Annotated in this window: 20 protein-coding genes; 3 read left to right on the forward strand and 17 right to left on the reverse strand. The window is 68.6% G+C overall.

Going from position 1 to position 23,194, the window contains the following annotated elements; genetic code table 11:
* Positions 1-12: 12 nt before the first annotated feature.
* The 11 genes from CY652_RS02075 to ddpX all read right to left on the reverse strand — a co-directional run bounded on the left by CY652_RS02075 (position 13) and on the right by ddpX (position 12,643).
* Entirely contained in the window at positions 13-1,647 is a 1,635-nt protein-coding gene (locus CY652_RS02075) for an ABC transporter permease (RefSeq protein WP_102129041.1), read from the reverse strand.
* A complete protein-coding gene (locus CY652_RS02080) occupies positions 1,648-2,667 on the reverse strand; it encodes an iron ABC transporter substrate-binding protein (protein ID WP_102129042.1) in 1,020 nt (339 codons plus the stop codon).
* A gap of 57 nt (positions 2,668-2,724) precedes the next feature.
* Positions 2,725-4,020, reverse strand: coding sequence for an iron uptake transporter deferrochelatase/peroxidase subunit (efeB, locus tag CY652_RS02085; protein WP_102129043.1), 1,296 nt, complete (start codon positions 4,018-4,020; stop codon positions 2,725-2,727).
* 2 nt (positions 4,021-4,022) lie between these two features.
* Positions 4,023-5,174 carry a hypothetical protein gene (locus tag CY652_RS02090; RefSeq protein WP_102129044.1) on the reverse strand — a complete coding sequence of 384 codons (1,152 nt, stop codon included), beginning with the start codon at positions 5,172-5,174 and terminating at the stop codon, positions 4,023-4,025.
* 101 nt (positions 5,175-5,275) lie between these two features.
* Positions 5,276-6,796 (reverse strand): carbohydrate porin, encoded by a 1,521-nt coding sequence (locus tag CY652_RS02095; protein ID WP_102129045.1) that lies wholly within the window; start codon positions 6,794-6,796, stop codon positions 5,276-5,278.
* Positions 6,797-7,240: 444 nt separating this feature from the next.
* On the reverse strand, positions 7,241-7,369 hold the full coding sequence (locus CY652_RS24725) for a hypothetical protein (RefSeq protein ID WP_258002182.1): 129 nt from the start codon (positions 7,367-7,369) through the stop codon (positions 7,241-7,243).
* A gap of 16 nt (positions 7,370-7,385) precedes the next feature.
* Positions 7,386-8,390 carry a cytochrome d ubiquinol oxidase subunit II gene (cydB, locus tag CY652_RS02100; protein WP_102129046.1) on the reverse strand — a complete coding sequence of 335 codons (1,005 nt, stop codon included), beginning with the start codon at positions 8,388-8,390 and terminating at the stop codon, positions 7,386-7,388.
* Between the two features lie 37 nt (positions 8,391-8,427).
* Positions 8,428-9,837 carry a cytochrome ubiquinol oxidase subunit I gene (locus CY652_RS02105; protein ID WP_102129047.1) on the reverse strand — a complete coding sequence of 470 codons (1,410 nt, stop codon included), beginning with the start codon at positions 9,835-9,837 and terminating at the stop codon, positions 8,428-8,430.
* Between the two features lie 426 nt (positions 9,838-10,263).
* Complete coding sequence (locus CY652_RS02110) at positions 10,264-11,262, reverse strand: aliphatic sulfonate ABC transporter substrate-binding protein (RefSeq protein ID WP_102129048.1); 999 nt, start codon at positions 11,260-11,262, stop codon at positions 10,264-10,266.
* A gap of 177 nt (positions 11,263-11,439) precedes the next feature.
* Positions 11,440-11,985: a GNAT family N-acetyltransferase gene (locus CY652_RS02115; RefSeq protein ID WP_102129049.1), complete on the reverse strand. Its 546-nt coding sequence runs from the start codon at positions 11,983-11,985 to the stop codon at positions 11,440-11,442.
* A gap of 91 nt (positions 11,986-12,076) precedes the next feature.
* On the reverse strand, positions 12,077-12,643 hold the full coding sequence (gene ddpX, locus CY652_RS02120; protein WP_102129050.1) for a D-alanyl-D-alanine dipeptidase: 567 nt from the start codon (positions 12,641-12,643) through the stop codon (positions 12,077-12,079).
* Positions 12,644-13,163: 520 nt separating this feature from the next.
* Between ddpX and CY652_RS02125 the strand changes: the two genes are divergently transcribed.
* A complete protein-coding gene (locus CY652_RS02125; RefSeq protein WP_258002158.1) occupies positions 13,164-13,574 on the forward strand; it encodes a response regulator in 411 nt (136 codons plus the stop codon).
* Positions 13,575-13,626: 52 nt separating this feature from the next.
* Here the strand turns inward: CY652_RS02125 and CY652_RS02130 are convergent, their stop codons facing one another.
* The 4 genes from CY652_RS02130 to CY652_RS02145 form a co-directional block, all read right to left on the reverse strand.
* On the reverse strand, positions 13,627-14,217 hold the full coding sequence (locus tag CY652_RS02130; RefSeq protein WP_102129052.1) for a Fur family transcriptional regulator: 591 nt from the start codon (positions 14,215-14,217) through the stop codon (positions 13,627-13,629).
* A 76-nt stretch (positions 14,218-14,293) separates the two neighbouring features.
* Positions 14,294-15,880, reverse strand: a complete 1,587-nt coding sequence (locus CY652_RS02135; RefSeq protein ID WP_102129053.1) for a tetratricopeptide repeat protein — start codon at positions 15,878-15,880, stop codon at positions 14,294-14,296.
* Positions 15,881-15,990: 110 nt separating this feature from the next.
* Complete coding sequence (locus CY652_RS02140) at positions 15,991-16,617, reverse strand: glutathione S-transferase family protein (RefSeq protein WP_102129054.1); 627 nt, start codon at positions 16,615-16,617, stop codon at positions 15,991-15,993.
* Between the two features lie 43 nt (positions 16,618-16,660).
* Positions 16,661-17,287 (reverse strand): glutathione S-transferase family protein, encoded by a 627-nt coding sequence (locus CY652_RS02145; protein ID WP_102129055.1) that lies wholly within the window; start codon positions 17,285-17,287, stop codon positions 16,661-16,663.
* Positions 17,288-17,440: 153 nt separating this feature from the next.
* Between CY652_RS02145 and CY652_RS02150 the strand changes: the two genes are divergently transcribed.
* Positions 17,441-19,120, forward strand: coding sequence for an ATP-binding domain-containing protein (locus tag CY652_RS02150; protein ID WP_102129056.1), 1,680 nt, complete (start codon positions 17,441-17,443; stop codon positions 19,118-19,120).
* A 23-nt stretch (positions 19,121-19,143) separates the two neighbouring features.
* On the opposite strand, the gene CY652_RS02155 is transcribed toward CY652_RS02150, so the two are convergent.
* Positions 19,144-20,091 (reverse strand): phosphoribosyltransferase, encoded by a 948-nt coding sequence (locus CY652_RS02155; RefSeq protein ID WP_102129324.1) that lies wholly within the window; start codon positions 20,089-20,091, stop codon positions 19,144-19,146.
* Positions 20,092-20,356: 265 nt separating this feature from the next.
* Between CY652_RS02155 and CY652_RS02160 the strand changes: the two genes are divergently transcribed.
* On the forward strand, positions 20,357-22,186 hold the full coding sequence (locus tag CY652_RS02160; protein ID WP_258002159.1) for an ATP-binding response regulator: 1,830 nt from the start codon (positions 20,357-20,359) through the stop codon (positions 22,184-22,186).
* 7 nt (positions 22,187-22,193) lie between these two features.
* On the opposite strand, the gene CY652_RS02165 is transcribed toward CY652_RS02160, so the two are convergent.
* A complete protein-coding gene (locus CY652_RS02165; RefSeq protein ID WP_102129058.1) occupies positions 22,194-23,048 on the reverse strand; it encodes a helix-turn-helix domain-containing protein in 855 nt (284 codons plus the stop codon).
* Positions 23,049-23,194 lie beyond the last annotated feature (146 nt).

Here is a 23,194-nt window from a genome sequence, read left to right on the forward strand (position 1 = left end):
GGGTTGCCGAGGTCAGGACGCATCCGGGGCGCGGCCCGCCAGCGCGGACTTGCCCGCGAACGCGAACAGCAGGCCCGAGGCGGCGAGCGAGAGGGCCGTCAGCAGCGCGGCGTATGGGGCGGCGGCGGCGAACGCCAGCGTCGTGGTGTCGGTCCAGACCTGGGTGGCGAGCGTGTGCGTGTCGATGGGGGAGAGCAGCAGCGTCGCGTTCAGCTCGGTGACGACGGAGATGAATACCAGCGATGCCGCCGCGCCGAGCCCTGGCGCGGCGAGCGGCAGGATCACGCGGCGTAGCGTCGGGAACCAGCCGAGGCCGAGCGAGCGCGCCGTTTCTTCCAGCCGGGTCTGGGCTTGCAGCAGCGCCGCGCGCACGCTGACGAGCGCGAGCGGCAGGAACAGGATCGCGTAGACGACGATCAGGAGCGTCGTGGTCTGATAGAGCGGCTCCAGCACCCGCACGGCCAGCGAGACGATGGCGAGGCCGATCACGAGGCCCGGCACGCCCTGGGCGATGAACGTGACGCGCTCGAGAAGCGTCGAGAACCGGCCCGGATAGCGGACCAGCACGTAGGCGAGCGGTAGCGCGAGCAGCGTCGTGAGAATGGCGGCGAGGAGTCCGAACTTGATCGAGGCGAGCGTGGTCGAGACGAGCAGCTCGGGCGAAACGTCGGCCGGCGTGATCGCGGCCGCGCCGGGCTGGGTCAGCCAGTAGCCGATCATCGCGAGCGGCACGCCGAGCGTTCCGACGTTCAGCGCGGCGAAGCCGGCCAGCACGGGCCAGCGCCAGCGGCCGAGCGCGTGGCGCAGCGGCGCACGGCGCGCGCCGCGATCGACGCGTTCGTAGCGTGCGTGGCCGCGCACGCGGAATTCGAGGGCGAGACAGACGAGGCACAGCACGATCAGCACGCAGGCGAGCAGCGAAGCGCCGCCGTTGTCGAAGCTCGTACGGTATTCGGCATAAATCTCGGTCGTGAACGTGCGAAAGCGCAGCAGCGTGAACGCGCCGAACTCGGAGAGTACGCCGAGCGCGACGAGCAGCATCGAGCCGAGCAGGGCCGGACGCAGTTGCGGCAGCACGACCCGGAAGAACGTGCCCCAGCGCCCGCAACCGAGCGCGCGCGCGCATTCTTCGAGCGCCGGGTCCATGCCGCGCAGCGCGGCGGCCACGGGTAGATAGACGAGCGGGAAATACGCGGTCGTGATGACGACGAACGCGCCGAGAAAATCCTGCAGGTCGAGGCTCAGCGAGACCCACGCAAAGCTCGTGACGAACGCGGGCATGGCGAGCGGCGCGGCGCCGAGCAGCGCCCAGGCGCGCCGGCCCGGCAGGTCGGTGCGCTCGACGAACCAGGCGAGCGCGGTGCCGAGCACGGCGGATGCCAGCGTTGCCGAAATCGTGATGGTCAGCGTGTTGACGAGCAACTCGCCGACGAGCGGCCGGAACAGCAGCTCTGCCGTACCGGCCACGCCGAAGCTCGAGGCGCGCCAGAACGTCAGCACGAGCGGCAGCAGCACGAGCGCCGGACCGAGCACGGCGGCGGCGAGGAGCGCGCGCGGCACGCGCCGCCTCGCCGCTCGCCGCGGCGCGTCGTCTTGCGGCACGGCGGTAGCCGCGGATGGAACAGCCGTCGATGCCGTTTTGCTCATTTACAGCAGCCCGGCCTCACGCAACAGGCGGCCCGCCGCGCTGTCGTCGCCGAGCTGTTCGACCGTGAGCGCCGGCGGACGGAGCTGGTCGAACGGCTTGTTGATGGGGTCGGCGGCCACGCCCGGACGCAGCGGATATTCGAAGCTGATGTGATCCTTCGCCATCAGCTCCTGGGCACGCTCGCTGACGAGATAGGCGAGGAAGCGCTGGGCGCCGTCCGGGTTGTGGGCCGACTTCAGCACGGCCGCGCCCGACACGTTCACGAGCGCGCCGAGGTCGCCGTCGGCGAAGTGCCAGACAGCGCTGCGCGTTTCCTTGTCGCCGATCTCCTGATGCAGGCGCGCCCAGTAATAGTTGTTGATGATGCCCGTGAGCACGGCGCCGCGGTTCACGGCGGCCACCACGCCTTCGTCGTCGTCGAAGACCTGCGAGTTGTCCTTCAGGCCCTTGAGCCAGGCGAGCGTTTGTGCTTCACCCTTCGCCGCGATCACGGCGCTCACGAGCGGCAGGAAGTCGGCGTCGCTCGGCGCGATGCCGACCTTGCCCTTCCATTCGGGCTTCGCGAGGTCGAACAGCGACGTCGGCAATTGCGAGGGCTGGAGCTTTGCCGTGTTGTAGGCGAGCACGTCCTCGCGCGCGGTCACGCCGACCCATTGACCGTCGGGCGAGTTGTAGCGAGCCGGGATGGCCGCGAGCGTCGACGGTTGCACGGGCGCGAGCAGGCCCTTCTCCTCGAGCAGCATCAGCTCGGGCGAGTTCTCGGTGAAATAGACGTCGGCCGGCGTATGGGCGCCTTCGGCAATCAGTTGCGCGGCGAGCGCCGGGCCTTCGTCGGTGCGGATCTTCACGTCGATGCCGGTTTGTTGCGTGAAGTCCTTCGCGAGCTGGTTGGCGACCTGCTCGTGCTGGGCGTTGTACAGCGTGATCGAGGCGGCATGTGCCGAGAGCGGCAATGCGCCGGCGGCGGCCAGCACGAACGCGGCCGCGCGCAGCCGCGTGCCGAAGGAGGAAAGCTTCATGGTTATCGTTGTCCTTGCGGTGAAAAAAGCGAAACGGTCCGGCGGCCTGCCGCCGGATCAGGCAGAAAAGAGGCCCTCGCCGACGAACGAGCCGCGCTCCACGCCGGGCGGGCACGCGAAGACCGCGCTGCCGACGTGGGTCGTGAACTGGTTCATCATGTCGAACTTCGAAAGCCTCTCGTTGATCGGGATGAATCCGGTGCGGGGGTCGCCCTGGTAGGCGATGAAGATGAGCCCCGCGTCGTATTCGGTTTCCTGGCGCCAGGGCGGCCAGCGTTCGACGTAGAAGTTCGTGCCATCGTTATAGGAGTACGAACGGCGCAGGATTTGTGCGCCGTTGTTCGTCGCCTGGTTGGACAGGCGCACGTGCGAGTTGTCCGGGATCACCGGATTGCCGTCCTTGTCCTGGGCGGACAGATCGACCGGGTCGAACTCCTTTTTCTGGCCGAGCGGGGCGCCGCTGTACTTGCTGCGGCCGAACACCTGCTCCTGGAACCCGAGCTCCATCTGGTCCCAGTGCTCGATCGTGATGCGGATGCGCCGCAGCACGAGATAGCTGCCGCCTTCCATCCACGGCGCGTCGGCCGCGCCGGCCCAGACGAACTGGTTCATCAGCTTCGGGTCGGTGGTGGGCGGGTTGTTGGTGCCGTCCTTGAACCCCATCAGGTTACGCGGCGTCTCGCCGCGTCGGCCGGCGATGAAGCCGGCCTGGCCCCAGCGCATGGCCACTTTGCCGTAGCCCATCCGCGCCAGTTGCCGCACCGCGTGGAACGCGACCGGCGATTCGTTGGCGCAGGCCTGGATGAACAGGTCGCCGCCGCACCTTTCGGCGACGAGCTGGTCGCCGTTGAAGCGCGGCAGGTCCACGAGCGCGGCGGGTTTCTTGCTCGCCAGTCCGTAGCGATCCTTGCCGCCCGACGTGAAAAGGCCGGGCCCGAAGCCGAACGTGACGGTGAGCCCGGCCGGACCGACGCCGAGCACTTCACCCGAATCGGCGGCGGGCTGGTCGTCGCTCGTGCCCTGCAGCGGTCCGGCCGGCTGGCCCTGCGTCATGCGCGCGGCCGTGTCGGTCCAGGCGCGCAGCAGGTTGACGACATCGTCGCGCGAGGTCGTGGTCAGATCGAACGCGGCCACGTAGATGTACGACTGCTGCGGCGTGACGATGCCGGCCTGGTGCGGGCCGAAGAACGGCTCGCCCATGGCGAGCGGATCGTCGGCGTGGCGCTTCGATTCGAGCGCCGCCTGCGCGCCGCCGGCGCCGAGCCCGGCACCAGCGGCGACCGCCGCGCCGCCCGCCTTCAGGAAACTGCGGCGGTCCGGGCGGTCTGGAGGAGTGTGGGGATCGGATGGCATGATTATCTGGCAAGCACGAGAGTGTTGACGTCGTCTTCCACGTAGTAGAAGCCGTCGCCTGCCGGCGTCAGCGCGATACCGAACAGGTCGCCGTTGCCGGGAGGCGTTTGCGCGCGGTCGGAGTCCACCCAGCGCGCGTAAAGCTGTTTCTCCGTCGCCGGATCGATTTCGACGACCTGGCCGTTCAGCGCGTTCGTCACGATCAGGTGGTTCTGCGGCGTGAGCACCATGGCGAGCGGGCGGTGCAGCAGGCCGTCGGCCGTGAGCTGGCGGCCTACGCCCGCGCTCGTGTCGCGCGTGAGCGGGTCGTCGATCGCGTTGATGCGGTTGCCGATCGCGTCCGAGATATAGAGCTGCTTGTTGTCGGGCGAGAGCGCGAGCCCGGTCGGCCCGACGAGAAACACGCCCTTGTCAGCCTGGGCGCCGAAGCCGCTGGCGACGACGGTCTCGCTCTTGACGACGGGCGGCTGGCCGGCCGGGATGTCGAGGTCGAGGCGCAGCACGGTGGCCTGCTTGAACACCGGCGGGTTACCGTTGGCGGAACCGACGCCGAAGCCCGCGTTGCTCAGGAAGAGCGTGGCGTGGTCGCCGTTGTCGACGACGGCCATGTTGCCCCACGGGTCGTTGATGTTCGGGCTCGAGAGGGTTTTCGCGATCTTGCCGTTGCTGTCGAGCACGACGAGGCAGCCGGCGCCCTTGGTGTCGGTCGTGCCGTCGTTGCTCGGCGTGCTGCCGACGATGATCCAGCCCGACTTGAGCATGGTCATCGCGGTCGAGAGGCCGACGCCGCCGGGGCAGTCCTTCAGGTCGCGCGGGATCGACGCGAACAGCGTCATCTGCTTCGTGTCGGGATGATAGTCGACGATCGTGCTGCCGGTTCCCTGCAGGTTGGCCGCGTTGTTGAAGTTGTCGACGAGCACGTCGTTCTGTTTGATGACGCCCGACGACACCGGCGCGACGACGATCGCGTACGGGTTCTGGTCGCCGTTGTCGGGGACCGTGTTGATGAGCGTCGTGTCGCGATGCAGGGTTTCCAGCATGCCCTGCGGCGCGGCGTGGGCGGCGAGCGGGGCGGCGAGCATCGCGGCGAGCGCGAATGCCGAGCGGGTGGCGTGGGCGGTGCGTTGCGAGAACGTACGCGTGGTGTGTTTCATCTGTCAATCTCCGTACCTCGCGCGACCGGTTTCGCAATGCCGATGCAGTGCGTTGCAAGAAGCCGGCCGGACGAGGGTGTGTTAGGCATGAGTCGGTTCGGTCAGAACGTGATGTTGGTGCGCAGGCCCACGACGAGCGTGTTGCGCAGCGGTTCGGACGGGTTGTTCGGGTTTTGTCCGGCTCCTGCGTTGAACGTGTATTGCGCGTCGGCCTGCAATTGCCACCACGGCGTGACCTGGAACTGGTAGGTCGCCTCGAGCGTCGTTTCGCTGGTGCGCACGCCGTACGGGCCGCCGTAGTTGTTCAGGTAGTCGAGGTCGAGATCGTGCACGTTGTTGCCGACCTTGATGTAGGTAGCCGCCAGCCCGACGCTGTCGTTGTCGCGGCCTTCGAACGGCGCCTTCAGCACGATGCCGACGTTGGCCGCGAGACTCACGAGATTGCGGTCGCCGGGCGCGCCCATCACGCGCGCGAACACGCCGAGGCTGCGCGGGCCGTCCGGGTCGGGGCGCCACACCATCTGGTCGGCGACCGCGTAGACGCTGTAATCGCCGTGGTGCTGGAGCGGGTCGCCGGTCGTGTTCGGATTGTTGAGCGAAAGGCCCGTGTTGTCGTAGCGCTGGTCGGCGAAGCGGCCGTTGTTGTACCACATGCCGAGCTTGTAGGTGCCGGGCAGCCCGTTGTTGCTGCTGCTCACGAGGTCGCCCTCGGAGGGCTGGTTGATCGAATACTGCAGCTCGCCGATGAAGAGCGTGCTGCTGCCCAGGTTGAAGTTGGTGCCGCTCAGGTTGTTCGGGTTGTTGCCGAGCGGGTCGCCGTCGAACACGCCGGCGAGGCCCGTCAACGACGGCGTGATGCGGCCGCGCACGCGCACGCCGAGCGCCGAGAGCGGATAGGCGGGACCGCCCGAGGGCATGTCGTAGGACGGCAGCGCCGGCCAGCCGAACATCGTGTTGATGAACGTGGCGGCGTACTGGCTGACCATGAACTCCTGGTCGATGCTCTGCTGGCCGACCTTCACGTCCATGTTGTTGTGGAAAAGCGACTGCTGGTACCAGAGCTCCCACAGGCGCGTGGTCGGCTGGGCTTCGATGCCGCTCGCCGTGTTCAGCGTGCCGAGGTTCGCCGAGCTGAGGTCGGTGCCGTGAATCTGCAGCGCGCTCACGTTGAACTGGCCGCCGGGGATGCCGAGCGCCTTGCTCGTATCGACGCCGAGGGTGATCGTCGTGAGGCCGTCGTAGGCGCCGCCGTGGCCGAGGCCGCCGCGCAGGTTCGCGAGATATTCGCTGGTTTCGGTTGCGTCGAGGGTGACGCCGTACTTGCCGAGCCACGGGCGGATGCCGCCCATGTCGCCGAGCATGTTCTGGCGTGTCCAGAAGCCGGTCCAGAAATTGGTGGGCTGCGCCTGGATATTCAGGTCGGCCTCGGGCGCTTCGGGGGCGGCGTCGGGATTGGTGTCGGCCTCGGCCGCCGAGACGCCGCCGCAAGCGAGGGCGGCACAGGCAAATGCCGTGTATGCCGCGATTGTGCGCAGCGACGGCCCGCGCCGCTGCGCGCGGCGAGCTGCATGAACCGGGTGCGCGCCGGTCGGCGCGAGTCCGGATGACCGGGAGAGCTTCATCGAGATCCTTATTAGATTATGGCGGCGCGTGCCCCATGCGTGGCGCCCCTGCATGCAAGTCCCCGTTCCGCAGCCCGGTGTCCGGATGGCGGGAACGGGCGCCATGCCGAACGACTGCGAACGGCGAAATCCTACCTCTCGCGAATGTAACCGTCAACACAAATGAGAACGATTCGCATATAGATTAAAAATTGTAATCTTCGCGAAGGAAGGCGAAATCGTGCGATCCGTTCCCGGAAACGGGACGCGGCACGGAGGGCAAGGCTTGGGGGAGAAGGGGAGAACGGCGGGGCGGCGTCAGTCGCGCGGGTGTTTGCTGCGTCGTACCGGGGGGCGGTGCGCGGCGGAACGGGCAGGAGAAAGGCTGGGAAGGACTGGAAAAGCGCAGGGACAGGAGAAAACGGGGAGAAAACGCGACCGGCGTCGCCGGTCGCGTCCGTTCGCTCAATGCACGGCGAACAGCGTCAGGTTCATGAACACCTTGAAGACGAAGCCGAGCGTCACGGCCGCGCCGACGCCGCCGCACCAGAGCAGGATGAACCAGAGCCAGCCGGGCAGTTTGCGGCGCGGCATGCGTGCACCGGCTGCGTTAGTGGTAGTGGTGTGCGTCGCCATGGCGGACTTTCCCCCTGAATACCCAGTAACCGAGTGCCGTGTACGCGAGGATGATCGGCAGGATGATCGCCGCGCCCACGAGCGTGAAGATCTGGCTCGCGCGCGGCGCCGCGGCCTGCCAGAGCGTCAGGCTCTGCGGAATCGCGTAGGGCCACAGGCTCACGAGCAGGCCGATGTAGCCGAGCAGCACGAGGCCGAGCGCGAGCAGGAACGGCGTCCGGTGATGGCCGGCGCGCACGGCCTGACGCATCAGCAGCGCGCAGACCACGACGAGAATCGGCACCGGCGAGAGCTTCCAGAACATGCCCGTGCCGAACCAGCGCTGCTGGATGTTCGGGTCCTGCAGCGGCGTCCAGATGCTGACGACCGCGACGAAGCCGAGCAGCGCGAGCGTGAGCGGCCAGACGACGCCGTGCAGCCGACGCTGGAGGTCGCCCTCGGTCTTCGCGACGAGCCAGCAGCAGCCGAGCAGCGCGTAGGTGGAGACGAGGCCGAGGCCGCAGAGCAGGCTGAACGGCGTGAGCCAGCCGAACGCGTCGCCGGCGAAGCGGCCGTCGGCGACGGGGATGCCCTGCAGGTACGTGCCGAGCGCGATGCCCTGGAAGAACGCCGCGCCGGCCGAACCGCCGATGAAGGCGAGGTCCCACAGATATCGGGTGCGGTTGGCCTTCGCGCGGAGCTCGAACGACACGCCGCGGAAGATCAGGCAGGCCAGCATGAAGATGAGCGGCAGATAGAGCCCCGAGAGCACGATCGAATAGACGGCGGGGAACACGGCGAAAAGGCCAGCGCCGCCGAGCACGAGCCAGGTTTCGTTGCCGTCCCAGACGGGCGCGACCGTGTTCATCATCAGGTCGCGTTCGCTCTCGTCCGGAAAGAACGGGAACACGATGCCGATGCCCAGATCGAAACCGTCCAGCACGACGTACAGGAGCAGGCCGAGCGCAATGATCGCAGCCCAGATTACGGTGACATCCATTTTTTTCCTCGCAAGGCTTGGTGCGAATTGAAGGGGCTCAGGCGTCGATCATCTGGTCGGCGGCCGACAGCGGGCGGCGCGAACTGCGTCCGGAGCCGGCTCCCGACGAGTCGTCGTGCGTCGAGCCAGGCAGCGCCGGTCCGGTGCCCATCAGCTTGAGCAGATAGTAGATGCCGGTGCCGAACACGAGGAAGTAGACGATGACGAACGCCATCAGCGAGACGCCGACCTGCTGCTCGGTGAGCGGCGAGACGGCCTGCGAGGTGCGAAACACGCCGTAGACCACCCAGGGCTGGCGTCCCGCCTCGGTCGTGATCCAGCCGGCGAGCAGCGTGACGAAGCCGGTCGGGCCCATCGCGAACACCCAGCGCTGGAACCAGCGCGCTTCATAGAGCCGGCCGCCGCGGCGCATCACCCAGCCCACGATCGCGAGCGCGATCATCAGCAGGCCGAGGCCGACCATCACGCGGAAGGTCCAGAACACGAGCGTCGAGTTCGGCCGGTCGGCGGGCGGGAACGACTTCAGCCCGCGGATCTGGCCGTCCCAGCTATGCGTGAGAATCAGGCTCCCGAGGTGCGGCACCGAGATGGCGTAACGCGTCGTCTCGGCCTTCATGTCGGGGATGCCGAACAGGTTCAGCGCGGTGCCGCCCTGCTCGGTGTCCCAGAGCCCTTCGATCGCGGCGATCTTGGCCGGCTGGTATTCGCGCGTGTTCAGGCCGTGCTGGTCGCCGACCACGGCTTGCACCGGCGCGAGCACGAGCAGCAGGCCGAGCGCCATCGAGAACATCTTCTTCACGGCCGGGTCGCGACGGCCCTGCAGCAGATGCCAGGCGCCGGTCGCGGCCACGACGAGCGCCGCGACGATGAACGCCGCGATCGCCATGTGCGCGAGCCGGTACGGGAACGACGGGTTGAAGATGATCTTGAACCAGTCGGTCGGTACGACGTGGCCGTTCTGGATCACGAAGCCCTGGGGCGTCTGCATCCAGCTATTGGAGGCGAGAATCCAGAACGTCGAGATCAGCGTGCCGATGGCGACCATCAGCGTCGCGCCGAAGTGCGCCTTCGGGCTCACGCGGCTCCAGCCGAACAGCATGATGCCGAGGAAGCCCGCTTCGAGAAAGAACGCGGTCATCACTTCATACATCAGCAGCGGGCCCGTGATGGGGCCCGCGAACGAGGAGAAGCCGGCCCAGTTGGTGCCGAACTCGTAGCTCATCACGACGCCCGAGACGACGCCCATGCCGAAGCCGACAGCGAAGATTTTCGACCAGAAGAGGCACAGGTCCTTGTACCAGGTCTTGCCGGTCTTGAGCCAGCAGCCCTCGAGCACGGCGATGAAACTGGCGAGGCCGATGGAGAGGGCGGGAAAGATGATGTGGAACGAGACCGTGAAGGCGAACTGCAGGCGAGCCAGGTCGAAGGCAGAGAGTGGTGTATTCATGGCTTGTGGGGGTCCGGAAGACTTCGCCCCGGCGGGCCGCCGGGCGCGCAGCACGATTGCGGATGCCGTAAGCGTAGGAGATTTGGAAAAATTTTGATCTGTGCCAACTCGTCGCATGACTTAGGTCGGCAAAACGAGCCATCCGGTTAAGTAATTGACTTGAATCAATTTATTTGGGGCGCAGGGGAGGCAATGACGCGAGCGGGATCGGACGTCATGCGGCAACGCACCGCAGTTTATGCTGCGGTCGCATTTCGGGCGTGCTGGCTGTCGATGTATCGGGCGATGCCGGTCGCGTCGGGGCGTGCCGGATGGAGAGGGGAGACGGGTCGCCGCGTCAGGGGACGCCGACGGGAAGCGGCAAGAAGCGGCTGGCGGCGGGATCGCGTGGACGATCCCGCCGATTTCGGCAACGATGCCGATCGACTATTTCGCGGCGGCGTTCGCGCTGGCCGGCGCCTGCCAGACGACGTCGCGCACGGCGATTTTCTGCGGAATCAGCCGCGCGCCGTAAAACGCGTCGGCCACCTTCTGCTGCGCGCTCACCACGTCGTCGCCGACGGGAATCTCGCCGTACGGGACGCGGCGCACCCACGTCTCCACGATCGACCGGTCGAGGCCGACCTGCGGCGCGAGCAGGGTCGCCGTCTCGGCGGGATGGGCGTCGACCCAGAGGCCGGTCTTGCGCAGTTGCGCGAGGATCGTGCCGACGACGGCCGGCTGCTGCTGCGCGAAATCGCGCGTCGCCTCGTAGAAGTTGTCGGCCGCTCCGACCGGCGTGTAGTCGGCGATCGTGCGCGCATGCAGCGCCTGCTGCGCGGCCGCATAGTAAGGATCCCAGACGACCCACGCGTCGACGTCGCCGTTCTCGAAAGCGGCCCGCGCGTCGGCGGGCGCGAGGTAGATGGGGCGAATGTCCCCGTAGCTCAGGCCGCCCTTCGCGAGGAGCTGGAGCAGCAGGTAGTTCGAGCTCGAGCCCTTTTGCAGCGCGACGCGCTTGCCGCGCAGGTCGGCGAGCGTGCGGATCGGCGAGTCGGGCCTGACGAACAGCGCCTCGTTGTGGAGGCCGCCGGGTTCCGCGCCGACGTAGACGAACCGGATGCCCGCGGCCTGGGCGAATACGGGCGGCGGCGCGCCGGTATAGCCGAAGTCGACGCTGTTCGCGTTGAGCGCTTCGAGCAGTTGCGGGCCGGCCGGGAACTCGAACCATTTGACGCTGTAGCCGAGCGGGACGAGTGCGCGCTCGAGCGAGCCCTGAGCCTTCAGGACGGCGAGCAGGCCGGCTTTCTGATAGCCGATGCGCACCGTATGGTCGGGCGCGGGCTGTTGCGCGTGCGCGATGCCCGACGCGAGCGCGAGCGCGACGGCTGCCGCGCCGGCGCGGCGGCGCAGGAGCCGGGTCGGAATTCGGGAAGTCGATGTCATGCAGGGCTCCGTGGACGAATGCGTCGATCCGCGTGGCCGCGGCGGCCCGCGCGGGACAACGGATCGTCGCACGGGCGCGTGCCGCGACCAACCATGAAAAGGAGATTTCGATATGAGCAGGAGGGGGCGACGACCCGGTCGTCGAGCGCGGCGCCGGGAGTTGGCTTCGTGCCTGCTTCAGGCGCCGGGCAGCGTGCTCGACCCGGTGCCGAGCGGACGCTGCATCAGCGTGGTGTCGCGCCACTGGCCATGCTTGAAGCCGACCGCGCGCAGCGTGCCGACGAGGTCGAAGCCGAGGTTGCGATGCAAGGCCGGCGAGCCGCCGTTCGTGTCGGCGATCACGGCGATCATCTGGCGCCACGGGCCCGCCTCGCAGCGCTCGATCAGCGCCCGCAGCAGCGCGCTGCCGAGCCCGCGCCCGCGCGCGGCCTGATCGACGTAGACCGAATCTTCGATGGTGTGCCGGTAGGCGGCGCGCGGCCGGTAGGGCGTCGCGTAGCAATAGCCGGCCAGCTTGCCGTCGAGTTCCGCGACGAGCCAGGGCAGGCCGTGGCCGAGTACGGCGGCATGGCGGCGTAGCAGTTCGTCGGCATCGGGCGGCGTTTCCTCGAACGAGGCCGTGCTGTGCCGCACGTAGTGCGCGTAGAGGGCGGCGATCGCGGGGAAGTCGGCGGGCGTTGCGTCGCGCAGCAACGGCGAGGCGTGCAGGGGCGAGGGATTCATGACGTTGCTACGGGCTCCTTGCTGTCGGGCTGTGTGCGGGGTCGCGGTTTCGCGGCGCAGGCGTTTCGCGTGCGTGGCGTTACTGCTCGCGTTACATCAGGCGGACGGGACCGCTGTCCGCATTGGCGATGACGGGCAGCTCGCGCGAGCCCGGCAGTTCGTAATGCCACCATTCGCTCGCGATGTGCGTGAAGCCGGCCGCGTGCATGACGCCGAGCAGCAGCAGGCGGTTGCGCTGCACGGTCTGCGGCAGGCCCGGGTGAAAGTGCTCCGAGGCCTGGGTCATCGCGTCGAAGCCGGTGCCCATGTCGAACTCGCGGCCGCTTTCGGCGTCGAGCAGCGTGACGTCGAGCGCCGTGCCGCGGCTGTGGTTCGAGCCGACGGCGGGATCGGCGACGTAGGTGGCGTCGGGCAGGAAATGCCAGAGCGCCTGCTGGGCCTCGGGCGGCCGGTATGCGTCGAAGACCTTCAGTTTTGCGCCGATGCCGCGCGCGATTTTCACGGCGAGACGCAGCCGCGCCTCGGCCGGTTCGAGCAGCAGGCAGCGCGCGGCTTTGTAGATAGGCCGGCCAGTGAGGTTGTCGGGCGTCGCGTAGGCGAGTTCGAGTTCGACGTCGTGGGTTTCCGGAGTGATTTCGAGCAGTCGGTGCGGGGGCATGGGCAGGTCGGAGAGGATGGCTTGGGGCGAGTCGGCGACAGGGTGCAGCCGATCCCGACCACGGTGACGCGATCATCGCAGGCGGCCCCCGTTCGTGCAAGCGACCGTCTCCGGTCATTCATCTGCGTGTCGCACGGCGGGCCTATCGTGCTGACCGCGACGGCGCGGATAATCGCTTCCCGCGGCGCGTGCCCGGGCATTCGTGTCATGAAAGGTCAAGGCACGAAGCTTGCAAGCGTCTTGCCGTGCCGCGAATCCGGGCGAATCCGGCACCGGATGCGCCCCCGGGATTTGACCCAAAGCGGGGCAGACCGGCTTCGGCGCGGGTCCGGAGCAGGGCATGGCCGCTCCGGCGCGGGGCGACACGAGGGACTGCAACTCGCGGCGATTTGCCGGGTCCGAGCGACAGGCAAGACCCTGGCTTGCACGGGGCATGATGGCGCCCTATTGTGGGGTTGTCCGGTCCCGCGCGGGCCGAATCGGACGGAAAAGCAGACGGAAAGACGTTACACAAGAGAACATGAACGCAGCACTGAGGCTGGACCAGACAACGATCGTACTCGTGGAGGATGACCCGCAAAGCCGGGCTTCACTCGCCTCGTTGCTGGAGTCGGAAGGGGCGCACGTGGTGGCGGCGGCGGATGCGGAGTCGGGTATCGAAGCCGCGCTGCACCTGATGCCCGACGCGGTGGTATGCGATCTCGACCTGCCGGAAATGGACGGTTTTTATCTGATCCAGCGGCTGCGCGATCACGAGATCCGAGGCGATCACGCGCCGGCCGTGGCGATCGCGCTGACGGGACACACCGACGAAAGCTGGCGCCTGCGCAGCATCGGCGAGGGTTTTCAGCACTTCATGACGAAACCGGCGCAGCCGGATGCGTTGATCACGCTGTTGCGCGGCGCGATCGACGCGCGCCACGCTTCCTGAAGCGACGCGGATTCCGCGCGCGGCCATACGGGCCAGTGGCGGAGTCAGCCCATCAGTGCGAAGAATGCGCGGCCGCTTTTGCGGCGCGCGTCGGTGCCGGCGCCGCGTTTCCGTCCTGTGCGCCGGCCGCCTGGCATTGCGCGCACAGTCCCTTCAGTTCGATACCGTCGCCCGAGAGCCGGTAGCCCGAAGCTTCGATCTGCGCGACGAGCGCCTGACGCAATCCCGGTTCGTGCAGTTCGGTGACGTTGCCGCATTGCTGGCACACCACGAGGATGCCGTGCTGGCATTGCGTGAGATCGTGGCAGACCGCGAACGCGTTGATCGACTCGATCCGGTGCACGAGGCCGGCCGAAAGCAGAAAGTCGAGCGCCCGGTAGACGGTGGGCGGCGCCGAACCGGGATGGATCTGGCGCATCTCGTCGAGCAGCGAATAGGCCTTGGTGGCGCGGCCCGAGGCGAGCAAAAGTTCCAGCACCTTGCGGCGGATCGGCGTCAGCCTTTCGCCGCGTTCGCGGCAGTAGGCCTCGGCCATGGCGAGCGCGGCTTCGGGCGTGGCCGCGCGCTCCCGGGCGTGCTCGTGCCCATGCCCGTTCCCGGCGGGGGCGGACGGGGCGGCTCGGGACGGTTTGGCTGTCTTCATGCGGCCATTATACGGGGACACGCCTCGTTGCCGCGCGGGCTTCGCGCCGGCCCCGCCGGCGGTCGGCAGTCGACGTTCAGGATGCGCGCCATGGTCCGGGCGCCTGCCGCAGCGCCTCGACGACGGCCGGCCAGTCGTCGCGACGGGGCTGGCGAAAGAGCCGCATCTGCGGATACCAGGGGCTGTCTTCGCGATTCATCTGCCAGCGCCAGTCGGGCGTGTACGGCAGCGCGACCCAGACCGGCTTGCCGAGCGCGCCGGCCAGATGCGCGACCGACGTATCGACGCTGACGACGAGGTCGAGCTGGTCGACGAGCGCCGCCGTGTCGGCGAACGTGACGAGCCGCGCCGAGGCGTCGCGCAGCGTCGCGCGCGCGTCGAGGTCGGCCAGCAGCGCGCGGTCCTCCTCGCGAACCTCCTTTTGCAGCGAGACGAAATGCGCGTCGGCGTCGAACAGCGGCGCGAGCTGCGCGAGCGTCATCGCGCGGTTGCGGCCGTTCCGGTTGAGGCGGCTGCCAGACCAGGCGACGCCGATTCGCGGCTTGCGTCCGGCATCGCCGCTTTCGTCGTCGGGCGGCAGCAGATCGCGCCATTGCCCGGCTTTCGCCGGGTCCGCGCGCAGGTAGGGGATGCGCGCGGGGATGTTCGTCGCGCGCGTGCCGAACGCGAACGGCAGGCTGAGCAGCGGGCTGTGCAGGTCGAACGCAGGCACGCTTTCCTGCTCGCCGATCACTTGCGCCGCGCCGGGGTAGTCGCGCAGCAGCGGCAGCAGCGCATCCTGGACGCGCAGCACGACGCGCGCGCCGGCCTCGGCCAGCAGATCGACGTAGCGGACGAACTGTAGCGTGTCGCCGAGCCCCTGTTCGTGATGCACGAACACCGTGCGCCCGGCGACGGGTTTCCTGCCGTCCCATTGCGTCGCCGGGTCGAAGCCGTGCGCGACGGCGCCGTCGTGCCAGCGCCACTCGTATTCGCGCCAGCCGTGTTCGAACTCGCCGAGCAGCAGATTGGTTTGCGCGCGGTTGGTGCGGGCCCCCGCGTCGTTGGGGTCGCGCGCCAGCACGCGCCGGAATTGCTGTAGCGCTTCGTCGAAGCGGTGCAGATCGCGCAGCGCGACGCCGAGGTTGATCTGGGCGGGCGCGAAGTCGGGCTTCAGTTCGAGCGCGCGCCGGTAGGCCGCCATTTCGTCGTCGTAGCGGCCGAGCGTGCCGAGCGCGTTGCCGCGGTTGTAATGCGCCTCGGCGAGCAGCGGGTAGCGCGCGCAGAGCCGTTCCAGCGCGACCAGCGCCTCGGCGTATTCGCCCCTGGCCATCAGCGTCATCGCGAGGCCGTGCAGCGACTGCGCGTGATCGGGCGCGTGTTGCAGGCAGTGCCGGAAATATCGCGCGGCTTCGTCGTAGCGCTCCGCGAGCAGGCAGACCTGGGCGGCCCAGTGATATTGCTCGGGCGAGGCCCGCATGACGCCGAGCGCGCGCGTCACGTAGTCGGCGGCGAGGGCGTGGTCGCCGCGTTTCGCGGCGATGTAGCCGAGGCCTTCGAGCGCCTCGCCGTGTTCGGGATGCGCCGCGAGAATCGCATCGAGTTGCGCGGCGGCCTCGTCGAGCCGGCCGGCGGCGAAATGCTGCTGTGCGGCGGCAAGCGCCGGTGCGAGATCCTGGGTCATGGCGCGAGAGTATAGCGGGCGGCGGGACGCGCGCGCCTGACCCGCCGCGACGCCGGGCGCGCGCCGTCGTGCGTGCTCCGTCGCAAGTGCCGCCCGGCCGGCTGCGCGTGTCAGTCGAGCTTGACGTCGAGGCCGCGCCGCACGGCGGGCCGCGCGAGCAGCGTCTCGTACCAGCGCCTGACGTGCGGGTAGTCCGCGAGATTCACCTTGTGCCGCTCGTGCCGCCACGCCCAGCCGAGGATCGCGAAGTCGGCGACCGACAGTTCGCCCGCGACGAACGGCGTTTCGGCGAGCCGGCGGTCGAGCACGCCGTAAAGACGCCGGGTTTCGTCCGAGTAGCGCTTGAGCCCGTAGCGGCGATCCTCTTCGGATTCCAGCGCGGCGAAATGGTGGACCTGGCCGGGCATCGGGCCGAAGCCGCCCATCTGCCACATCAGCCATTCGAGCACGGGCACGCGCTGGCGCAGGTCGCGCGGCAGGAAGCGGCCGGTCTTCTCGCCCAGATAAAGCAGGATCGCGCCCGACTCGAACACGCTGATCGGTCGGCCGTCGGGGCCGTCCGGATCGACGATCGCGGGAATCTTGTTGTTCGGGCTGATGCGCAGGAACTCGGGCCGGAACTGGTCGCCCTTGCCGATGTTGACCGGCACCACTTCGTAAGGCAGGGCCATTTCTTCGAGCGCGACGCTGATCTTGCGGCCGTTCGGCGTGCCCCAGGCGTGAAGCTGGATCGTCATGTCTGTTGTGTGTGGGTCGAAAGGGAAAAGGAAGTGAGGCGTTTCAGGTGAGCGGCAGGCCTACGTATTTGCGGAAACCTTCGCGCGTGGCGAGGCGCGCGTACCAGCGTTCGAGGTTCGGCAGCGCCGGACGCTCGATGCCCTCGAGCCCGAACCAGCGCCGCGCGAACGCGCCGATCACGATGTCGGCGAGCGAGAAGCGCTCGTTTTCGAGGAAGAAGCGGCCCGTCAGATGCCGGTCGACGAGCGCCCATTCCCGGCCGACGCGCTCGAGGTCGGCCGCGATCGCCGCCGCGTCGCGCCGGGCCTCGGGCGTGCGCACGAGCGCGACGAAGAGCGGCCGCTCGGTCGGCGCGAGCTTCGAGAGCGACCAGTCGAGCCAGCGCTCGATGCTCGCGCGCACTTTCGGCGCGCTCGGATAGAGCAGGCTCGACGGGCCATACTGCATCGCCAGATAGCGCAGAATCGCGTTCGATTCCCACAGCACGAAGTCGCCGTCGACGAGCGTCGGAACGAGGCCGGTCGGATTCATGGCCAGATAGTCCGGGTCCTCGTTGCGCCCGAACTGCATGCCAGCGTCGACGCGCTCGAACGGCAGCACGAGCTCGTCGCAGCACCACAGGATTTTCTGGACGTTCACCGAATTGGCGCGTCCCCAGATCGTGATCATCGGGCGCACGGGCGTACTCTCCCTGCAGGTCGGAAATGGGTGTGAGCCGCCAACGATACACGATGTCGGGCGTCTTTTCTTTCCGGCTCGGAGGCACCGGCCGACGCGCCGGCTTCTCGTAGAATAGCCGCTACCCGAACGACGAGGCACAGCATGGCACGCATTGTTCCCGACGACTGGCAGCATCTGGCGGCAACCGGCGCCGCCGCGCGCGAGCGCGAAACGCTCGCGCTCCTGGAGCGAGGCCTGCCCGACGGCTACACCGTCTATCACGGCGTGCACTGGACGCGTCTGCACGAAGGCTTTTCGGTGTTCGGCGAGGCGGACTTCGTGATCGTGAGCCCGGCCGGCCGCGTGATGATCGTCGAGCAGAAGACGGGCTTTCTGCGCGAAACGCCGAAAGGGCTCGTGAAGGTCTACCTGCAGACCGAGCGCAACGTCGCCATCGCGCTCGCGCGCACCGTCGAGGGGCTGCACCGGCGCTTCACGGCGGCGTTCGGCGCGGGCACGTATTTTCTGGAGGAGCTGCTGTATTGCCCCGATCACGTCGTCAAGGACGCGGCGATCGCGGGCGTGAATCCGGCGCGCATCGTCGACGCGACGCGGCGTGCGCAACTGGCGTCGGTCGTGCTCGGCGTGCTGCCGGCCGACGAGGCGAAACTGCCGTGCGCGACGAAGCTCCATGCGTTCCTCGCCGACGAACTCGCGCTCACGCCCGACACGAGCGCGCTCGTCGGCGCGGCCGGCACGCTCGTCACGCGTCTTTCGGGCGGACTCGCCACCTGGGCGCGGCGGCTCGAATTCGAGCCGTTCCGGCTGCGCGTGAGCGCGACGGCCGGCTCGGGCAAGACGCAGCTTGCCGTGCAGGTCATGAAGGACGCCGTGGCGCGCGGCAGGCGCACGCTTTACGTCTCGTTCAACCGTCCGCTCGCCGACCACATCGCGCGGGTCGCGCCGCCCGGCGCGAAGGTCGCGAACTACCATCAGCTATGCGACTGGGTGGCACGCGACGGCGGTCACGTGCCCGATTTCGACGGTCCGGACGTGTTCGGCCAGCTCGAAAAGCGCTTCGCGCAGACGCCCATCGGCGCGCGCTGGCAGTTCGACGTGCTGGTCGTCGACGAAGGCCAGGACTTCCAGCAGGCCTGGGTCGACGCGCTCGCGCGGCTGCTCGCGCCGGGCGCGGCCTGGTGGTGGCTCGAAGACCCGCTGCAGAACCTGTACATGCGCGAGAGCGTGAAGCTGCCGGGCTGGACGGTGCTGAAGGAAACGACGAACTATCGCAGTCCGCGCGACATTCTCGAGTACCTGCGCGAAGTGGCGGGCCCGGTCGTGCCGGCGCTCGCGCAGTTGGCGGCGGGCAGCCCGTTCGACGGCTCGGAGGTGGCGCTTTCCGTCTACGACGACGGCGAGCCGGACCCCGGCACGGCGTCCGGGTCGGGCGTCGTCGGCGCGACCAAGCGCGCGATTACCCAGGCGCTTTCGCTCGGCTTTCGCAAGCAGGACATCGTCGTACTCTCGTTTCGCGGCCGCGAAGGCTCGGCGTTCACGACGCTGGCCCAGCTCGGCCCGCACCGGCTGCGCGCTTTCACGGGACAGTACGATCTGTTCGGCAATCCGCAGTATCGCGACGGCGACGTGCTGCTCGACTCGGTCTACCGCTTCAAGGGGCAGGCCGCGCCCTGCGTGATCCTGAGCGAGATCGACTTCGACGCGCTCGACGAACGCTCGATACGCAAGCTCTTCGTCGGCGCGACGCGGGCGACGATGAAGCTGATTCTCGTGGCGTCGCAGCGCGCGGCGCGGCATCTGCGCCGGCCCGGGCAGGAATAGGGGAATCCGGGGCGGCGCGGCGCTCAGCTCCAGGCCGAGGCGCCGATCAGCGTGCCCGTGCGTGTATGCGCGTTCCACCAGATGACGCGCAGGAGCGGCGCCTGCTGCGCGATGAAGATGGCCTGCACCGGATCGCTCTCGATGAAATGCGTGACGCCGCAGCGCAGCGCGGCGCCGGCCTTGTGCGCGGCCGCGCCGGCGGGCGTGTCGTCGTATTCGCCGGGCACGCGCATGATGAGTTCGAGTTCGCCGAAGCCGAAGCGCTCGAGCCAGCGCTGCGTGCGCGCGCGATCCGTTTCGGGGCGCCCCGTGATGATCGCGCGGGCGCGTTGCAGGTCGACGCCCGGTATCCGCTCGAACGGCAGCAGCGCGTCGCGCTCGTCGAGCGCGGCGTCGAGGTCTTCGTCGTAGCGCGAGAGCGGTATGTCGGGCAGGAGGACGCCGTCGAGGTCGATCGCGTAGACGGCGTATTCGTGATCGTCGGCCATCAGCGCGCCTTCGGGCGCGTCGTTGCGCGACCAGTCGGCGCGATAGCGGTCCGTGTAGGCCTGGCGTTCCCACGGGAAGAGCGCGAAATAGCCGCTCGCGTCGATCGAGTAGTCGGGCTGCAGGCGGCTCAGGTCGTCGTAGGCGCCCGTGAGCGTGCGCACCGCGAGGCCGTGCTCGCTCAGGAACGCGATGCAGTCGACGAGCGTGACGCCGCGGCCGGCGATGTCCTCGCAGAGCAGCACGGTCGAGCCGGGCTCGGGCATCGGCAGCGCCGAATCCCAGCGGACCTCGCGGGTCGCGCGATCGTAGCGCAGGAACGCGACGGGGGCGCCCGTCGTATGGGACACCATCAGCGCGAGCGGCGCGCCGCCGCGCAGGATGCCGACCACGGCCGCGAAGCGCTCGGCGCGCAGCGCCGGCTGCAGCGATTCGATCCACTGGTCGAGCTGTTCGTAGGTGAGAGGGACGATCGGCTTGTTCATCGGCGGGCGCGGCATCGCCGCCGGAGGCCGCGCTGCGGGGCAGTCGGGCGGCGGTGTCTCGTCGGCGGCAGCGGCAGGTTAGGGGTTCCGGGTTTGGCGATATTATGCACGGGGTCGCACGGGCATGCAGTGCGGCGGCGCCGGACAGGCGGGACGAACGGCGAATTGGGGCGCGGGAGGACGAAGATGCGGTATCGAAGCGGCCGGGAGGCATCGCGGCAGGATCGGTCGCGCGGGTGCGTGCGCCGCGCGCTGCGGGGGTTCCGTGTCCGGTAATGCGCAGGCTGCCCGGCCGGGTTCGCTGCGCCGCATCGTCCATGCGCTGCTCTGGCTCGTCGCGCTGGGGCCGCCGGTCGTGGCGATCGGCTATCTGCTCTATTCGAACCTGATCAATCCCGGCGTGATCCAGCGGCTGACGAGCGGCGACGACGGTCTGTACTGGGATGCCGCGCAGTTGCAGATCGCCTACGCGCGCTTCGAGAGCCGGCTCCTGACCTACGGCGACGGATTCGACCGCGATCTCGGCACGGTGCGGCTGCGCTACGGCGTACTGCAGCGCAAGCTGCAGCTCGTGTCGGCGTCGACCGGCAGACTCGCGCCGTTTCCGACGCTACAGCAGCGCCAGCGCGACGACCTGCGCCGGCTCGATGCCGTGATCGGGCCGCTCGGCCCGCAGCTCGACGCGCTCGCGCGCGATCCCTCGCTAGCCGCCGGCATGGTGCGCGCGCTGGGCGAGCACTGGCCCGACGTCAACGATCTCGCGCTGAGCCGCCGTCTGGCCGACGTGATTGCGCACGAGGAGATGCGGCGCGACTTCATGGCCAAGCGTCGCGCGCTGTGCGCGTCCGGTTTCGTGCTGCTCCTGCTCTCGGCCGCTGCCGCGGTGCTGCTCGTCTTCAACGGCTACCGCCGCACGCGCCTCATCCGGCAGCAGCACGCGCTGCTCGCGGCCGAGCATCAGGCGAGTCGCGCCGCGCGCGAGGCGAGCGCCGCGAAGGACGCGTTTCTCGGCATGATCAGCCACGAGCTGCGCACGCCGCTGCACGCGATCGTGTCGTCGATCGAGCTGCTCGGTTTTTCTCCGCATTCGGAAGGCGATCACAAGGTGATCCGGCGGCTCGAAACGGCGGCGCGCCAGCTCGAGGCGCAGATGAAGGATCTGACCGATTACGCGCGGCTCGGCGCCGGCAAGCTCGAATTGCGCAGCGAGCGCTTCGAGCCCCGCGTGCTCCTGCAATCGATCGTCGACCAGCACGAGGCGGCCGCCTATGCGCGCGGCCTCGCCTTCGAGAGCGCGGCGCGCGGCTGGGCCGGGCCTGTGGAATCCGATCCGCACCGCATTCGCCAGATCGCCGGCAATCTCGTCACCAACGCGATCCGCTACACCGAGCGCGGCAAGGTGCGCCTCGAATTCGCGGTGGCGGCCGATACGCTTTCGATCATCGTCGGTGATACCGGGCCCGGCGTCGCGCCGGCGCAGATTCCGCTCATCTTTAAGGAGTTCACGCAGCTCGACACCTCCCGTTCGCGCCGCTACGAAGGCGCGGGGATGGGGCTCGCGATCGTGCAGGGGCTCGTCGAGCTGTTCGGCGGCACGATCGCCACCGACAGCCGCGTCGGCGAAGGCACGACGTTCACGGTGACGATTCCCGTCACGCTGGTCGCGGCGCCCGCGTTCGCCGAGCAGGCGCGCTACGCGGGTGCTGCCGGCATGCTGCCGCCGGTGCTCGTCGTCGACGACAATCCGCTCGTGCGCGAATCGCTGCGCGAGATGGCGGAGCACATGGGGTGCAGCGCGTTCGCGGCCGGCGACGCCGACACGGCGCTCGCGCTGCTCGACGCGCAGCGCTGCGGCGTCGTCCTGCTCGATCTGCACATGCCGGGGCGCGACGGCTACGCGTTCATGAAGGGGCTCGCGGAGCCCGGGCGGGCGGCGCACGCGCCGCGCGTGATCGCGGTCAGCGCCGACGGGCCCGAGGCCGGTTCCTGTCCGGAGCGCCCGAGCCCGTTCTTCGACTATCTGACCAAGCCCGTTCACTACGAGGAGTTGCGCGCCGCGGTGCTGCGCGCGCTGGCGGTGCCGCTCGAGGTCTGACGTTCGCTCAGCCGCGATTGAGGCGTTTCGACAGGTCGGCGATGAGGATCGCCATGCGCGCCGGCTTTTCGTAGCAGGCCACGTTGTAGCGATGCACGACCTGGCCGATTTCCGATTCGCTCGCCTTGCCGGTGAGCAGCTCGCCCGTCAGCACGAAGATGGGCGCGTCGGGGTTCTCCGAGGCACGCACCGCGCGGATTGCTTCGGCGGCGGTCTGGTTGCCGAACAGCCAGTCGATCACGACGCCGTCGAACACCTGGGCGCGCAGCGCCTCGTCGAACGCGGTCAGGCCGTAGATCGCCTCGGCCGCGTAGCCGCTGCGCTCGAGATAGTCGCGCAGGTTGTCCGCGGACGCGCGGTCGTCGTCGACGACCGCGATGAGCGGCTTGTCGGCCTCCGCGCGGCGCGGATAGATCTCGATCTTGTGGACTTCGTGGGCGTTCTGGTAGAGCGCGCCGTCGTGGCGCACCACGCGCCATTGCCCCTGCTTTTCGTAGGCGACGAAGTCGGGCCGGCTGCCCGGTTCGAGCGGCGCACCGATCCACGCCGTGCAGGCGAGCTCGACGGCGCTTACCGAAAAAATCGCTTCCTGCGCCGCCGCGCCGACCATGCCGGGGTCCAGCAACTGCGCGCCGAATAATTGGGCCGCGGGTTCGCCGAACGCCTCGGCGACCTTCTTGATTTGCGCGAGCGTCCACGGGCTGTTGCCGCGCAGCTTGCGGTGCCCCTGTGAGAAGCTCAGGTCGAGAATCCGGCACAGCTCGGTGGTCTGCTGGCGCTTGCCGATGCCATGGCGGCTCATCAGTTCGCGCACGCGTTCCGCTACCGTGACCGAATCCGTAGAGTGTGCAGCATTTGCCATACAGCGAGGAAAAGTCGTCGACAGGAGGCGGCGCGCGTTGTGGTGTTTATCGACAGCGCCGGCTATTGTGCGAACGCCCGAGGCAGGCGAGCGCGATGGAGGTTGCGTACAGAACGCCCGCTATTCTAAACGCATCGTCCGAAAAA

Source organism: Burkholderia sp. WAC0059, assembly GCF_002870125.1.
Taxonomy (GTDB): domain Bacteria; phylum Pseudomonadota; class Gammaproteobacteria; order Burkholderiales; family Burkholderiaceae; genus Paraburkholderia.